This window comes from Wenzhouxiangella sp. YN1 (assembly GCF_056324145.1).
Map to the genome: position 1 here is coordinate 34,651 of NZ_JBJNIO010000146.1, position 15,836 is coordinate 50,486.

General features: G+C 65.4%; 12 protein-coding genes. All 12 read right to left on the reverse strand.

Features of this window, described 5'->3' with window-relative positions:
* Nucleotides 1-58: 58 nt before the first annotated feature.
* The 12 genes from ACEWQZ_RS06985 to ACEWQZ_RS07040 all read right to left on the reverse strand — a co-directional run bounded on the left by ACEWQZ_RS06985 (nucleotide 59) and on the right by ACEWQZ_RS07040 (nucleotide 15,752).
* Complete coding sequence (locus tag ACEWQZ_RS06985) at nucleotides 59-1,369, reverse strand: bifunctional folylpolyglutamate synthase/dihydrofolate synthase (RefSeq protein WP_476482359.1); 1,311 nt, start codon at nucleotides 1,367-1,369, stop codon at nucleotides 59-61.
* Nucleotides 1,370-1,394: 25 nt separating this feature from the next.
* Nucleotides 1,395-2,294 (reverse strand): acetyl-CoA carboxylase, carboxyltransferase subunit beta, encoded by a 900-nt coding sequence (gene accD / locus ACEWQZ_RS06990; RefSeq protein ID WP_476482360.1) that lies wholly within the window; start codon nucleotides 2,292-2,294, stop codon nucleotides 1,395-1,397.
* Between the two features lies 1 nt (nucleotide 2,295).
* The gene (trpA, locus tag ACEWQZ_RS06995; protein ID WP_476482361.1) at nucleotides 2,296-3,129 is read right to left on the reverse strand and encodes a tryptophan synthase subunit alpha; all 834 of its coding nucleotides are present in this window, start codon (nucleotides 3,127-3,129) and stop codon (nucleotides 2,296-2,298) included.
* On the reverse strand, nucleotides 3,126-4,349 hold the full coding sequence (gene trpB / locus ACEWQZ_RS07000) for a tryptophan synthase subunit beta (protein ID WP_476482362.1): 1,224 nt from the start codon (nucleotides 4,347-4,349) through the stop codon (nucleotides 3,126-3,128). Before trpB ends, trpA begins: the two co-directional genes overlap by 4 nt.
* Nucleotides 4,342-4,947 (reverse strand): phosphoribosylanthranilate isomerase, encoded by a 606-nt coding sequence (locus ACEWQZ_RS07005; protein WP_476482363.1) that lies wholly within the window; start codon nucleotides 4,945-4,947, stop codon nucleotides 4,342-4,344. The genes trpB and ACEWQZ_RS07005 overlap by 8 nt, the downstream gene beginning before the upstream one ends.
* Nucleotides 4,948-5,096: 149 nt before the next feature.
* Nucleotides 5,097-5,903: a tRNA pseudouridine(38-40) synthase TruA gene (truA, locus tag ACEWQZ_RS07010; protein ID WP_476482364.1), complete on the reverse strand. Its 807-nt coding sequence runs from the start codon at nucleotides 5,901-5,903 to the stop codon at nucleotides 5,097-5,099.
* 14 nt (nucleotides 5,904-5,917) lie between these two features.
* Complete coding sequence (locus ACEWQZ_RS07015; protein ID WP_476482365.1) at nucleotides 5,918-8,677, reverse strand: FimV/HubP family polar landmark protein; 2,760 nt, start codon at nucleotides 8,675-8,677, stop codon at nucleotides 5,918-5,920.
* A gap of 252 nt (nucleotides 8,678-8,929) precedes the next feature.
* Nucleotides 8,930-9,952, reverse strand: coding sequence for an aspartate-semialdehyde dehydrogenase (locus ACEWQZ_RS07020; RefSeq protein ID WP_476482366.1), 1,023 nt, complete (start codon nucleotides 9,950-9,952; stop codon nucleotides 8,930-8,932).
* Nucleotides 9,953-10,094: 142 nt separating this feature from the next.
* Entirely contained in the window at nucleotides 10,095-11,195 is a 1,101-nt protein-coding gene (aroC, locus tag ACEWQZ_RS07025; RefSeq protein ID WP_476482367.1) for a chorismate synthase, read from the reverse strand.
* 134 nt (nucleotides 11,196-11,329) lie between these two features.
* Nucleotides 11,330-12,904 carry an FMN-binding glutamate synthase family protein gene (locus tag ACEWQZ_RS07030; RefSeq protein WP_476482368.1) on the reverse strand — a complete coding sequence of 525 codons (1,575 nt, stop codon included), beginning with the start codon at nucleotides 12,902-12,904 and terminating at the stop codon, nucleotides 11,330-11,332.
* Between the two features lie 183 nt (nucleotides 12,905-13,087).
* Nucleotides 13,088-14,137, reverse strand: coding sequence for a lipoate--protein ligase family protein (locus ACEWQZ_RS07035; RefSeq protein ID WP_476482369.1), 1,050 nt, complete (start codon nucleotides 14,135-14,137; stop codon nucleotides 13,088-13,090).
* Between the two features lie 16 nt (nucleotides 14,138-14,153).
* Entirely contained in the window at nucleotides 14,154-15,752 is a 1,599-nt protein-coding gene (locus ACEWQZ_RS07040) for an electron transfer flavoprotein-ubiquinone oxidoreductase (RefSeq protein WP_476482370.1), read from the reverse strand.
* Between the last annotated feature and the right edge of the window lie 84 nt (nucleotides 15,753-15,836).

The following is a 15,836-nucleotide window of genomic DNA, read 5'->3' on the forward strand; positions in this document are numbered from 1 at the left end:
CCTCCAGGCAATTATCGCACGAGCAAGGCGGGCCTTTGCAGCAAGCGCCGTTGCATGATCACCGAAGATCGCCCCGCTGCCTCGCATTCGGATTTACTTCGGGCCACGCCTCGGCCACCGTCAAGAACGAGCCGAAAACCACCACGCGATCGTCCGGCTCACTGCCGGCGAGCGCATGCTGCAGCGCAGCAGCTACGGATTCTAGCGTTTCGACGCTGCCGGAAACAGGCGCCCTGGCCAGTGCAGCTGCAATGTCAGCGGCCGCCTGCCCGCGATCGCCAGCCAGGGGGGCGAGTAACCAGCGTGAAAAACAGGGGTCCACGGCCCGGGCGATGGCGGCGATATCTTTACCGGCGAGGGCGGAAAACACCGCCGTGCTGCGCCCGCTGCAAGGTCCCAGGGCGCGTGCCAGCGACGCCGCCGCGGCCGGGTTGTGGGCCACATCAAGGATCAACTGCGGGCGATCCTGAACGCGCTGGAAGCGCCCCATGAGACGGACCGTCTCCAGACCCGTCGCCATCGACTGTGCGCCAAGCGGCAGACGCTCTTGCAGCTCATCCAGCGCAATCACGGCGCAGGCGGCGTTGTGACGCTGCCACTCGCCGGCGAGGGCGGGCAGCGGCAGTTGATGCGTTCCGGAAGAAAGCCTCAGGCCGATGCGCTCGCCAGCGGCCGGATGCAGCCGATCCTGCACCGCAATCACCCGAGCCCCGCTGGCCTGCAGGGCGGCGTCCAGGCCGGTCGGCCAGTCCGGTTCGCCAATCACCAGGGCCCGCCCTGATCGGGCAATCCCGGCTTTTTCAAGCGCAATCTCTGCCCGCGTGTCGCCCAGGTACTCGGCATGATCAATATCGATCGAGGCAATGATCGCCACGTCGGCATCAATGACGTTGACTGCGTCCAGACGCCCGCCGAGGCCGACTTCGAGTATCGCGGCGTCCGCTCCGGCCCGCCAGGCCAGGTGGAACGCCGCCAGAGTCACGTGCTCGAAATAGGTCAGATCGACCTCTCCGCGAGCCGCCTCGACCTCATCGAGCGCCTCGATCAGGGCTTCCGCCCCGGCCTCGCGACCAGCAACGCGCATGCGCTCGGAAAAGCGCAGGATATGGGGCGAGGTATAAGCAAAGGGGCGATAGCCGCCGGCAAGGAGCATCGATTCGATCATGGCCACGATCGAGCCCTTGCCGTTGGTTCCGGCGACGGTGATCACCGGCATGGTCAGCTCAGCGTCCATGCGCTGCCAGACTGCGCGGACGCGGTCGAGCCCCAACCCGATGCGGGAGGCCGGCGCACGCGATTCCAGACGGGCCAGCCAGTCGGTCAGGGCCTTGTCCTCGGTGAGCTCGGACAAACGGCGGGAAGCGTTCAAGACGATGGGAGTCCGGCCCGCCGGCTTACTGGTCCGTTTCGACCAGCTCGCCTTCCTTCGGCTCGCTGCGACGGCGCGGTGCCAGCAGCATGGTCAGCAGGCCGTGTACGCGCTGGCGAAGCTCGCGGCGGTCGACGATCTGGTCGATGGCGCCCTTCTCGATCAGGAACTCCGAGCGCTGAAAGCCCTCCGGGAGCTTCTCGCGCACCGTCTGCTCGATCACGCGCGGACCGGCAAAACCGATCAGTGCGTTGGGCTCGGCCAGGTTGATGTCGCCAAGCATGCCCAGGCTGGCCGACACCCCGCCGGTGGTGGGATGGGTCAGCACGGCGATATAGGGCAGCCCCTGTTCGGCCATGCGTGCCAGGGCGGCCGAGGTCTTGGCCATCTGCATGAGCGAAAACAGGCCTTCCTGCATGCGGGCACCGCCGGAGGCGGCAAAACAAACCAGCGGCAGGCCGCGCTCCAGACAATCTTCGGCTGCCAGGGCAAAACGCTGGCCCACCACCGAACCCATCGAGCCGCCCATGAAGCGAAAATCGAAGGCGCAGGCGACCAGCTCCATTTCCAGCAGCGTGCCGCGCAGCGCAATCAGCGCGTCCTGTTCGTCGGTCGCCTTCTGGCTGGCAACGATCCGGTCGCGGTACTTCTTGGTGTCCTTGAAGCGGAGCACATCCACCGGCGCCAGCTCCGCGCCGATCTCGACGTGTTCGCCCTCGTCCAGAAAGGCTTCCAGCCGCGAGCGGCCGGTCAGCGCCATGTGATGGTCGCAGCGGGGGCAGACATTGAGGTTGCGCTCCAGCTCCGGCCGGTAGAGCACCGCATCACAGGCCTTGCACTTGGTCCACAGCCCGTTGGGCACCTTGCGGCTCTTGGAGCCTTCGGTACGGATCCGGGCGGGCATCAATTTCTGGAACCAGGTCATGTCAGGCAGTCACCACGTCATTTCTCGAAGGAGCATTATTGTCCATGGCCCGGCGAATCGGGGCAAGGTAGTCACGCGCTGCAGCCACGGCCTCCGCCGTGGTGCCGGCCCGGCCCAGCTGTTCTACCAGCGCCGAACCGATGATGACGGCATCCGCGCTCTCGGCGACCGCGGCCGCGTGCTCGGGCGTGCGAATGCCGAAACCGACGGCAACGGGAACGCCCGCCGCGGCCCGCACGCGGGCAACGGCCGGGGCCAGCGAAGTCGTATCCAGCGTCGCCGCGCCGGTCACGCCCTTGATCGAGACATAGTAGAGAAAGCCGCCGGCCAGCTCGGCTGTCCGCTGCAGGCGCGTATCCGTGGTGGTCGGCGCCACCAGAAAGATCTGGTGCAGGCCGTGGCGGAGCAGCTCGGCGCGCATTTCTGCCGCCTCCTCGGCGGGATAATCGACGATCAGCAGGCCGTCGACGCCCGCAGCCGCCGCCTCTTCACAGAACCGCGCCACGCCGCGGCGCTCGATGGGGTTGGCATAGCCCATCAGGATGATCGGCGTATCGGCATCGCGGCGGCGGAACTCCGCGACCATGGCCAGCACCTGCTGCGGACCGGTGCCCTGCTCCAGCGCACGCGCGCAGGCTTTCTGGATCACCGGCCCATCGGCCATGACGTCGGAAAACGGCATGCCGATTTCAATCAGATCACAGCCCGACTCGACGGCGGCGTGCAGAACCGGCACGGTCGCGTCGGGCCCGGGATAGCCGGCGGTGATATACGGGATCAGCGCCCGGCGATTGTCGCCGCGCAGCTGTTCGAATCTCGCGTCGATGCGGTTCACAACGTCATTCCTTCCAGTTCAGCCACGGTGTTGATGTCCTTGTCGCCCCGGCCGGACAGATTGACCAGAACCACGTCGTCGGGATCGCGCTCGGCGGCCAGCTTCATGCCCCAGGCCACGGCATGAGCGGACTCCAGCGCCGGCATGATGCCTTCGCTGCGGGTCAGTTCGTGGAATGCCGTCAGCGCCTCGTCGTCGTCGATACCGACATACTGAGCGCGGCCGGAGTCTTTCAGCCAGGCGTGCTCCGGACCGACGCCCGGGTAGTCAAGCCCGGCCGAAATCGAGTGGGTGTCGACGATCTGCCCGGCGTCGTCGTCGAGCAGGTAGGTGCGCGAGCCGTGCAGCACGCCAACGCGGCCGGCGCACAGGCTGGCCGCGTGTTCGTGGCCGGCCAGGCCGCGACCCGCCGCCTCGACGCCGTACATGGCCACACCGGCATCGTCGATAAAGGGATGAAACAGGCCCATGGCGTTCGAGCCGCCGCCGACGCAGGCAACCAGGGCATCGGGCAGCTTGCCGTATTCTGCCATCATCTGGCGGCGCGCCTCGCGCCCGACCACGGCGTTGAAGTCGCGCACCATGGCCGGGTAAGGATGCGGCCCGGCGACCGTGCCCAGCACGTAGAAAGTATCGTCGACGTTGGTGACCCAGTCGCGCATGGCCTCGTTGAGCGCGTCCTTGAGCGTGCGCGAGCCGTCTTCGACGCTGACTACTTCGGCGCCGAGCAGCTTCATGCGAAAGACGTTGACCGACTGACGCCGGACGTCGTCTGCACCCATGTAGACGACGCACTTCATGCCCAGCCGGGCGGCCACGGTGGCAGTGGCCACGCCGTGCTGGCCGGCGCCGGTTTCGGCAATCACGCGCTGCTTGCCCATGGCCTGTGCGAGCAGGGCCTGACCGACGGTGTTGTTGATCTTGTGCGCGCCAGTGTGGTTGAGATCTTCGCGCTTGAGCACGATTTTGGCGCCGCCGATCCTGCGCGTCAGATTGCCGGCGAAATAAAGCGGCGACGGACGGCCAACGAAGTGCGCCAGATCAGCGTCAAGGCGCGCCATGAAGGCGTCGTCGGCAAGGTGACTCCGCCAGGCCGTCTCCAGTTCTTCGAGCGCCGCCATCAGGGTTTCGGAAACGAAACGTCCGCCGAAGACGCCAAAGTGGCCGCCGGCATCGGGCAATTCGCTTGCAGTCGCTGTTTTTTCGGCTATTTCAGCCATGTTTCACCGCCTTGATAAAGTCACGAATCAGCTTATCACTCTTCACGCCGGGCGAGACCTCGACTCCGCTGGAAACATCCACGGCATGCGGCTCGAGGCGGGCACAGGCTTCGCGCACGTTATCGGGACGCAATCCGCCGGCCAGCACCCAGGGGCGATCCACGCGCGGCGCCCTCGACCAGTCGAAAGCCTTACCGCTGCCACCGGTCTGGCCGGGCGCGTGCGCATCGAGCAAAAGCGCGTCGGCCAGAGCGTAGTCGTCGGGATCGTCGGCATGCTCCCCACCCATCGCCAGCGCCTTCATCCAGGGCCGACCGAACTGTTGGCAGAAGTCCTGACTTTCGCGTCCGTGGAACTGCAGCCAATCCAGCGGCACCTGCGCAAGCGCTGCAGTCACTGCTGTCGCCGGGGCGTCCATGAACAGGCCGACGCGACTGACGAACGGCGGCAGCGCCCGGCAGATCGCCCGGGCGCGTTCAAAGTCGATGCAGCGCGGCGTGCCTTCAACGAAAACCAGGCCGATGGCATCAACCCCGGCGGCGGCGGCCGCCAGTGCATCCTCGATGGACGTGATGCCGCAGATCTTCACCCGGGTCATGGTTTGCGCCCTTGAACGTGCGTCAGCTGCGGCTGACGCGGATCAGCGCAGTTTGAAACAGGATCATTCATCGGATTTCGCATCGGTGTGAAACGGCCGCTTCCAGCAAAAGTTTGGTCGAGAGGTGTGCGCCGCCGCTCTCCCCGGAATCAGATCCCGGCCTGCCGCCCGTCATCACGCGGCGGAAAGTCGATTTCCATGCCTACCGGCAAGTCCGGATGATCCGGATAACTCGGCGCCACGAAACACAGGCCTTCGGCCGCTGCCGTCGGGCCAGCCACCGTCCGATCGAGCGCTGCCAGCACCTCGCCCGGCCAGGACACGGAACGCTCGCCCTTGCCAACGGCAATCAACGTGCCGACGATGTTGCGCACCATATGGTAGACGAAGGCGTTGGCTTCGATGTCGACAATGACCTCGCTGCCGCAGCGGCTGACCGACAGCCGGTGGACCCGCCTGACCGGTGATCTTGCCTGGCAGCCGACCGCCCGAAAGCTGGAAAAGTCGTGCTCACCCAGCAGGGCTTGTGCCGAATCATGCATACGCTGCGCGTCCAGCGGCTGACGTACCCAGGCCAGCTGGCCGCGGGCGATGGCCGGTCGCACCCAACGGTTGAGAATACGATAACGGTAGCGTCGGCGTGCGGCCGAAAAGCGGGCATGGAAGTCACTCGTCACGGGGCGAACCCAGAGCACAGAAATACCGGGACGCAGATGCGTGTTGGTCCCCAGAACCCAGGCACGCTCACCGCGCTCGGCGTTGCTGTCGAAATGTGCAACCTGACAGCGCGCGTGGACCCCGGTGTCGGTGCGCCCGGCGCCCTGTACGGCCACCGGGTGATTGGCCACCCGACTCAGCGCCGATTCCAGACAGGCCTGTACGGTGGGCGTCTGGCGCTGCGTCTGCCAGCCAAAGAACCCGCTGCCGTCGTACTCGATGCCGGCGGCCAGTCGCATTCCGGCATTCCGTCTTAATCCAGCCCGTCGAGAAGCTCGCGGGCTTCCTGACGCTTGGCGTCGCTGCCGTCGCTGACCACTTCGTCGAGCACCGCGCGCGCCGAGTCGGCCAGATCAACCGACAGGTAGGCCCGGGCCAGATCGAGCTTGACGTCAGCATCCTCGTCGGTCAGGACCGCTTCAGAAGGCGTGCCCGGATCAACCACCGGCTCCTCGGCCGGCGGCAGATCGAACTCGAAGCTCTCATCGTCACCCGACTCGAACGGCGGCTCCTCCGCCTGCTCAGCAGCGCCGGCATCTTCGCTCTCGAGATCGAATTCGAAGCCCCGGTCTGCCTCGATGGGCTCTTCTGCTCCGAACTCGGAATCAAGGTCGAACTCGAGCGCTTCATCGTCGCGTGTGCCGGCCTCGCCAAACACCTCATCGGCTTCCTGCTCCTGGGCGGTTTCTAGATCCAGATCGGGTTCATCGGCCTGCTCCTCCCCGATCGTCACCGGCGCCTCGGAGTACTCATCCACCTCGGCCTCGGTCGCATCGCCAAGGCTGTACTCGTCGAGCTCCCTGAATTCATTGAAGTCGGCGGCATCCTTGTCATCACCATCGTCGGCGGAGTAAAGATGCGGCACCGACCCTTCGGAAGGCTCATCGAGGCGGTCGGAAAGCTCGGCGAGGTCGGTATCGACGTCGTACTCCGCCTCTCGATCCTGGCCTTCGAGTTCATCGGCGGTAATGTCGCTGTCGCTGTGCTCACCGAAATCGGGTTGGAAACCGCGGCGCTCTGCGGTGTCCTCGAATGCCTCGCTCCCGGATTCGTCTGCGTCGACGTCGAGCATGCCCAGCATCTCGTCGGCGCGGCGATCGAATTCGTCCTCGTACTCGCCTTCGCCGGTCGTCACCAGCGGATGATCGGGCGCCTGAGTGGCCGCCAGGGCCAGCGCCTCCTGCCACTCGCTGGCAGATTCGTCGTCGACGACCTGATACATCTGATCGAAGGCATCGGTGAATGCCTGTTCCTGATCACGGTCAGCCAGCAGTTTGAGCAGCGCCAGGTGGGCGGACAGCTCCCGCGGCTCCTGGGCCACATTCTTGCGGGCCAGGGCAACGGCATCATCGGGGCCCGAACGACCGCCGGCAGCACCGGCGCGGCGGCGACGCAGCCAGATCAATGCAGCGGCCACGAGCGCCACGATCAGCAACAGCCCCAGCAGCGGCCACAGCCACATTGACAAACCACCGGAGCTTGGCGTTGCCGACGACTCGGAACGCTCCGCCACAGCGGACTCCTCGGCCTGTTCAGCCGGCGGCTGGTCGTTTTGAACATCGGAATCCGCCGCTTCCTCGATCAGCGGCTCCTGCATATCGGCGTCAGCCACGGGCTCGCCTGCTGCGCTGTCGTCTTCAAGCGCCGGCTCGTCTTCCGCATCGCCGGGCTGAAAGCGCTCTTCAAGCTCGCGCATGTATTCATCGATGCGCTCGCTGCCGCTGCTGTCGGTCGCCTCGGAGGCGGCGTCGGTCTGCGCCAGGCTTTCCTCTTCGGCGCGGGCTTCACGCGCCTCGCGCAGCCGTGCCTCGAGCTCGGCCAGAGACTCTTTGGCAACCGCCAGACCGGCCATGTCACGCTGATCGAGCGCGTCGCGAATCTCAGCGACATGATCATCAAAGGCATCATTGGCGAAGCCGTCCATGATGATGTCGCTTTCCAGCGCATTGAGCTCGCTGCGCGCGGCGCGGATCTCTTCATCGGCCACCGCCGAGCTTTCGGAGTAGCCATCCTCTTCGGGCGGCACAACGTCCAGACGGAAGTCGTCTTCGGCCTGATCCGACTCAGCGGACTCGGCGGGGGCCGTCGTATCGGCCACTGCATCGGTCGCTTCCGGCTCGGCCGGCGCGGGAGCCTCCGGGATCGCCGCATCGGATACCACCGGCAGCTCCTCGGCGGCCGCCGGCTGCCAGGAGCGCATGTGTTCACGTACGCGGCGCTCGGCCTCGGCGCGTTCCATGGAGCGCAGCTCATCGAGTGCCGGCATGTCCAGCTGCGCGTCGCTGCGCAGCTGATTGATGTTCTCACCCAGAAAGGCGTCACGGTTGCGATTGAAGATCGCCAGCATGACCTGATCCATGCTCAGCGCGGTATCGGGACGCCAGTTGCGGGCAATACTCCAGAGGGTGTCACCCTCCTGGACCTGGATCGAATCTGCGCCGCGCGCAGCGGAAGCAGGCTCGGCCGATGGCGACGAGTCGGCGGCCGGGCGCGACGCCGATGCGCTCGGGGCGCTGTCACGCTCATCGGCCACAGGCGTTGTCGGCGCGGGGGCTTCGCTCTGACCGGCCCCGCTCAACTCACGCGCCGGCGGCGCAGAATCAACCACGGGTGGATCCAGGAACAGGGTGTATTCGCGCAGCACGCGACCGTTGGCCCAGCGCGCATCCAGGAGAACCTGAATGATGGGATCATTGGCCGGACGCTGCGAGCTCAAGTGCACGATCGGCGGCTGGGTGCTGCGATCGATCGTGACCTCCAGCCCCAGCGCGAGCGCATCACTGGGCATGCCCAGACGCTCGAAATCCTTCAGCGCCGCCGGGCCGACGCTGACCGACTCGATGGCTTCACCCTCGATTTCGAGCAGGCGGATGGTCGCGTCCAGCGGCTGCCCCAGCCACGAGTCCACGCGGGCTTCCCCAAGCCCCAGCGCCCGAAGTCCATCGGCCGGAAATAGCAGAATGAGTGCTCCCAGCACGACTGGTGCGATCAGTCGAACAGCATTGTTGGCCATGAGCGCCGTTTCCCTCTGAATGCTTGACAAATGTATTCCAATTCAAGCAAGTATACCAACGTCTTCACACGATGCGAAAGCGTCGCGGCGCGGCGGCGCTCTTTCATGAGTTCGCTGATTAAAATCAAACGCCGAGAAGCGTAGCGAGCGGCTGCGTGACGGTGGCCGCCGGAGCACAGGATCCGGAGTGTACGTAGAAGTACACGAGGAATCCGAGCACCGCCGGACGCCGTCACGCCGTCACGCAGTAGCTCATCGGCGATTGATCAGATATTCGGCGATCTGGATTGCATTCAGCGCCGCGCCCTTGCGGACGTTGTCGGACACCACCCAGAAGTCGAGCCCCCGGGGATGACTGAGGTCGCGCCGGATGCGGCTGACGAAGGTTTCGTCGCGGCCGCTGGCGTGTGTCAGCGGCGTGGGAATCTCGGGCTCGTCGATCACCTTCAAACCGGGCGCGTTGCGCAGCAGATCGCGTGCATCCTCGAGCGACAGCGGCTCGACCGTTTCCAGATGCACTGCCTCGCCGTGGCCGAAGAACACCGGCACGCGCACGGCCGTGGCGTTGACTGAGATCTGATCGGTATCGAAGATGCGCCGCGTTTCGTTGTGCATCTTCATCTCCTCGCCGGTGTAGCCGTTGTCCTGCAGCTTGTCGATCATCGGGATGACGTTGAAGGCGATCGGCGCGTTCAGGGCCTCGACCGTGGGCTCGGTGAAGTTGAAACGGTCCTTGCTCTGCTGGGCCAGCTCTTCCATGGCTTTTGCGCCACCACCGGAAACCGACTGGTAGGTGGCCACGTTGACGCGCGCCACGCCGGCGGCGCGGTGAATGGGTGCGATGGCCAGCAGCATCTGGATGGTCGAGCAGTTGGGGTTGGCGATGATGCCGCCATCGGTGCCGAAATCATCCAGGACGTCGCCATTCACCTCGGGTACGATGAGCGGCACGTCCGGGTCGAGCCGGTAATGCGAGGTGTTGTCGATGACCGTGCAGCCGGCCTTTGCCGCGCGCGGCGCGTGCTCGGCCGAAACGCTGCCGCCGGCGGAGAACAGCGCAAAATCCCAGCCGCTGAAGTCGAATTCGGCAAGATCCTGGACGGTCACCGACTTGCCGTCGAATTCGACCTGCTTGCCGGCCGACCGGCTGGAGGCCAGCACCGCCAGTTCGCTGATCGGAAACTCGCGCTCGGCCAGCAGCTCCAGCATGACCTGCCCCACCGCCCCGGTCGCACCGGCCAGGGCCACTCGATAACCTTGCTTCGCTTCGCTCATGATGTCGCTTCTTTAAGTGTGAAGTGTGAAATATTTTAAGTGTGAAGTGTGAAATGTGAAATGCTCAAGTGTGAAGTGTGAAGTGCGGACCACTCGGGACTGGTTTTCTTCACACTTCACACTTCACACTGAACACTTCCCACTATGATTCTCCGCCAGGAATGCGCGGCGTCTGCTCGTCCACGTCGCCGCACTGGGCGCGATCGAGCAGGACATGATCCATGATCACCAGCGCCAGCATCGCCTCGACGATGGGCGCCGCGCGAATCCCGACACAAGGGTCATGGCGACCGGTGGTGACGATTTCAACCGGCTCGCCCTGGCGATTCACCGTTTTTCCGGGCAGGCGCAAAGACGAAGTCGGCTTGAAGGCCACCGCGCACTCGACCGCCTGACCCGTCGAAATTCCGCCCAGAACCCCCCCGGCGTGGTTGGACTCGAAACCTTCGGCCGTGATCTCGTCGCGGTGCTCGGTACCCTTTTGCGAAACCGAATCGAAGCCGGCGCCGATCTCCACGCCCTTGGCGGCATTGATGCTCATCATCGCCGCGGCCAGATCCGCGTCGAGCTTGGCGTAGACCGGCGAACCCAGACCGACGGGCACGCCGGTGGCGCGGGCCTTCACCAGAGCGCCAGCGGAGTCACCCGACTTCCAGAGCTTTTTCATGTAGTCCTCGAGCGCCGCGACTCTTGATGCATCGGGACAGAAAAACGGGTTGGTGTCGATCACCGCGGGATCGAATTGCTCGTCGCAAACCTCCTCGCCGATCCGCGACAGCCAGCCGGTGATCTCGACGCCGAGACGCTCGCGCAACCACTTTTTCGCCAGCGCTCCGGCGGCCACCCGCATCGCCGTCTCGCGCGCCGACGACCGGCCACCGCCACGATAGTCGCGGATACCGTACTTGTGGTGCCAGGTGTAGTCAGCGTGCCCGGGCCGGAACTGATCGGCAATCTTCGAGTAATCCTTCGAGCGCGCGTCGGTGTTGTAGACCACAAGCGCAATCGGCGCGCCGGTCGTGCGGCCCTCGAACACGCCCGAGAGGATCTGCACGTCCTCCTGCTCCCGGCGCTGCGAGGTCCAGCGGCTCTGCCCGGTCGCCCGGCGCATCAGCTCGGCGCGAATCTCGTCGGCGGCAATCTCCATGCCGGGCGGAAAGCCATCGACCACGCAGCCGATCGCCGGGCCGTGGCTCTCGCCGAAAGTCGTCAGGGTCAGGATGCGACCGAATGAATTGAACATGCAGGACTCCGCAGGGCGATCAGAAACAGGATTGATTGCAATGATACCGCTGGGCTCACAGAGCCGGTCCGCAGAATCCGCACTCTTCTGCCGCGGATCGAAGGACGGCTCCCCGGCTCAGGTCCGACACGGGTTCAGAAGTGATCGGCCGATGCCCGGCGCCAGTCGTCTGCGTAATAGTCGGGAATGTCGTCGCCGAGCAGCTGCTCGGGCGCGAGGCGCGCATACATCTCGGCGTGGCTTCGCACCCGTCCCGACGGGCCGCGCTGATGAATGAATTCCGGCCCGAGCTCGTCGGGGCCGGCGCAGCCCATGGCCCCGGTGATATCGAGAAAGGACTGCACGGTGGCTGCGTGAAAATTCTTTACCCGCAGGCCCTTGGATTCGACGTCGATGGCGCGCGCGCGGCGCGGGTCCTGGGTGGTTACGCCGGTGGGGCATTTGTTGGTGTGGCAGCGCCGCGCCTGGATGCAGCCGACGGCGAACATGAACGGCCGCGCGGCGTTGCAGGCCTCGGCGCCGAGGGCGTGCTTGAGCACCATCTCGAAGCCGGTGGCGATCTTGCCGCTGGCCACCAGGCGCATGTCATCGCGCAGGCCGGCGCCGGTGAGCGCGTTGTGCACGTAGGGCAGCGCTTCGTTGATATAGATACCCAGGCGGCCGGCAAACTCGACGGGCGCGGCGCCGGTGCCGCCTTCGGCACCGTCGACGGTGATGAAATCCGGGCGGATGCCGGTGGCGATCATGGCCTTGCAGATGCCGAGAAACTCCGCCGGCCTTCCCAGGCAGAGCTTGAAGCCCACCGGCTTGCCGTCGGTCAGATCACGCAAGCGGGCGATGAACTCGAGCAGGCCGACGGGACTGTCGAACTCCGGATGGGTCGGCGGCGAGAGGCAGTCCTCGCCCATCGGGATATCGCGAACGCGGGCGATTTCCGCGTTGATCTTGGCCGCCGGCAGCAGCCCGCCGTGGGAGGGCTTGGCGCCCTGCGAGAGCTTGAGCTCGATCATCTTCACGTGCTCGTCGGCCGCCTTTTCAGCAAACTTCCCGGCGTCGAAGCGGCCGTCTTTCGTGCGGCAGCCGAAATAGGCGGTACCGATTTCCCAGACCACATCGGCGCCGTACTCCAGGTGGTAGGGGCTCAAGCCGCCTTCGCCGGTGTTGTGGGCAAAGCCGCCGAGGCTGGCGCCACGATTCATCGCCAGCACGGCGTTGGCCGAAAGCGAGCCGAAGCTCATCGCCGAAATATTGAGCCGCGAGGCATCATAGGGCTGGCGGCAATCACTGCCGCCGAAGACGACGCGGCTGCAGGCGGCATCGACCTGGCGCACGGCCAGCGAATGCTCGGCAAAATCGTAGCCGCTGGCCTGGATGTCGCGAATGGTGCCAAACGGCATGATGCTCTCGACGCCGTCGGCGCGCTGATTGACCACGTCACGCTGCAGGCGGTTGAAGGGCCGCCCGGAGGTTTCGGACTCGAAGAAGTACTGGCGCAGCTCCGGCCGGATGAACTCGAGCATGTAGCGCAAGTGCCCGATGACCGGGTAGTTGGTCAGGACGTTATGGCGCGAAAAGATATCGTAAATGCCCACGGCGACGAGCAGCAGGACAACCGCCAGTGCCCACCAGGCCGCGGGCCAGATCAGAGCGAGTGCAACCGTGACCAGTACGGCCAGCGCCGAGACCCAGTAGAAAATGGTGCGCGCCATGCCGTCATCATACGCCGTCTGCGCGGACGATGACGAAAACACCCGGGATCCGATCCTTGCCGAAAGACAGGGGCTGCACCGGCGCCGCGCAAGTCCGCCCTGCCCGATGCGGCTGATGCGGCTGTCCGGCCCGCCTCCGGGGAGCGCTTCCGCGACATGCGCGCATGGCTGTAACCGCCGGAATCAGGGTACGCGATGGGTCCAGTCGCGGGTCAGAAAGCGGTCCTTGACCAGGGCTTCGGCGCGCTCAAGTTCTTCGGGCCGGTAGCGGCCGGGCCGGGTGTCGTAGCGCTCGGCAAAGTGCGCGAGGAAGGCGCGCATGATGTCCTCGCGGGCCATGCCGGTCTGCGCGCGCATCGGGTCGACGCGCTTGTTGGCGCTGCGCGTGCCCTTGTCGGAGAGCTTCTCGCGGCCGATACGCAGAACCTCGACCATGCGCTCGGCGTCGATGTCGTAGGCCAGGGTGGCGTGATGCAGCACCGCGCCAGTGCCGAAGCGCTTCTGCGCCGCACCACCGATCTTGCCGGCTTCCGAGGCGATGTCGTTGATCGGCACGTAATGGGCCTTGATACCCACCGAAGCGAGGGCGCCAAGCACCCAGTCGTCGAGAAAGGCGTAGGACTGCTCGATCGACAGCCCCTCGACCAGCGAGGTGGGCACGACCAGCGAATAGGTGATGCAGTTGCCCGGCTCCATGAACATCGCCCCGCCGCCCGAAATCCGGCGCACGGCTTCGATGCCGTGGCGCTTTGCTCCATCGGGGTCGATTTCGTTGGCCAGCGACTGAAACGCGCCGATGACGACCACCGAATCGTCCCAGTCCCAGAAGCGCAGGGTGGGCGCGCGCCGGCCCGCACCGACCTCTTCGGCAATCACCTGATCGAGCGCCACGTGCATCACCGGCGCCATGGTTTCAGCCTCGATGACTTCGAAGACGTGGTCACCCCAGCCGCTGGCCTTGCCGAGCGCCCGGCGCACGGCAATGGCAACCGCGTGTGGCGAAAACCCGACCATCTCGACAGAATCATCCAGCGCGTGCTCGATGGCCTGGGCCAGCGCCGGCACGCGCGCGCTCGAGGGCATGCCCTCGAGCGCGGCATTGATCTGATCCAGCGCCGAATCGGGCTCGAGAAAGAAGTCGCCGGAGATGTTGACGCCGGAGAGCCGGCCGTCGACCACTTCGACATCGGCAGCAACCAGCTTGCCGCCGGGAACCTTGTATTCACCGTGCACCGGAAACGCTCCTGGTTTAGAGATTGCTGTAGTTGGGCCCCGAGCCACCCTCGGGCGTGACCCAGGTGATGGCCTGATAGGGATCGGCAATATCGCAGGTCTTGCAGTGCACGCAGTTGGCAGCGTTGATCTGCAGATGCTTTTCGCCGGCCTCGTCCTCGACAATTTCGTAGACGCCGGCCGGGCAATAGCGCGTGCAGGGGTTGCCGTATTCCTCGGCGCATCGGGTCACGCACACGGTGGGGTCGGCAACCTTCAGGTGCACTGGCTGATCCTCGTCGTGCGCGATATCGGCGTAGAACACCGACGCCAGGCGATCGCGCGGCGGCAGGTCGCGCTCGACGTAGTCGTAGTCGAAGCCCGGCTCGTCGAGCTTGCGGAACTGCTCATGATCGGCGTGATTGCGCAGTGTGCGCGGCAGCTTGCCGGCGGTGACCGTCTCGATGACCGCAGTGGCCATGCCCCGCCACAGGCCCTTGTTGAAGCCCGGGCGGATGTTGCGGACCTTCTTCAGCTCCGCCATGACATCGGAGCCTCGCAGGCGGGCATCGAAACCTTCGCTGCTCAATTTCTCGGCCAGGTGTTCGGCCGCAAGCATGCCCGACTTCATCGCCTGGTGGGTGCCCTTGATCTTGGGCACGTTGAGCACGCCGGCGGTATCGCCGATCAGGATGGCACCGGGCATCTCGACCTTCGGCAGCGACTGGTAGCCGCCTTCGGCCAGCGCGCGCGTGCCGGCCGAAAGGATCTCCCCGCCTTCGAGCAGCTCATGCATCATCGGGTGGTGCTTGAACTGCTGGAATGCCTCGAACGGCCTGAACATCGGATCCTGATAGTCCAGGCCGGCAACCAGTCCGATGGCGACGCGATCCTTGTCGAGGTGATAGACAAAGCTGCCGCCATAGATCTCGCCGGGCAGCGGCCAGCCAACGGTGTGCTGAATCAGGCCCGGCTGGCTGCGGCCCTCGGGCAGCTGCCACAATTCCTTCAGACCGATGCCGTAGGTCTGCGGGTCCGAATCGGCGTCGAGCCCGTATTTACGGATCGCGCGCTTGGTCAGGTGACCGCGACAACCCTCGCCGAGCACGGTCACCGGCGCGTGTATTTCAATGCCTTGAACGTAGCTGTCCTTGGGGTTGCCTTCCCGGTCGACGCCCATGTCACCGATGATCACGCCCTGGACTTCGTCGTTGTCGTTGTATGCCAGGTCGGCAGCGGCAAAGCCGGGGAACAAATCCACGCCCAGCGCCTCGGCCTTCGGCGCCAGCCAGGCGCACATGGCTCCCAGCGAGACGATGAAGTTGCCGTGATTCTTCTGCTGCGGGGGCGTGAGCAGCCGGTGTTTGCCGGTCTTGGTCAGGTAGAGGAACTGATCCTTTTTCGCCGGCACGCAGATCGGCGGCGGATCGTCGCGCCAGCCGTCGATCAAGGCATCCAGCGGCTCGGGCTCGATGACCGCGCCGGAGAGGATGTGCCCGCCGATCTCGGCGGCCTTTTCGATCACGCAGACGTTGAGGTCAGCGTTGAGCTGCTTGAGCCGGATCGCACAAGCCAGCCCGGCCGGGCCGGCACCAACGATCACGACGTCGTATTCCATGATTTCGCGTTCGGACATTCAGAATGCTCGAATTCAAGGCCAGACGCTCAAGGATACCGCCTTGCCGCACGAACTGTCAGCCGAATCCCGCTCCTGGGCCCG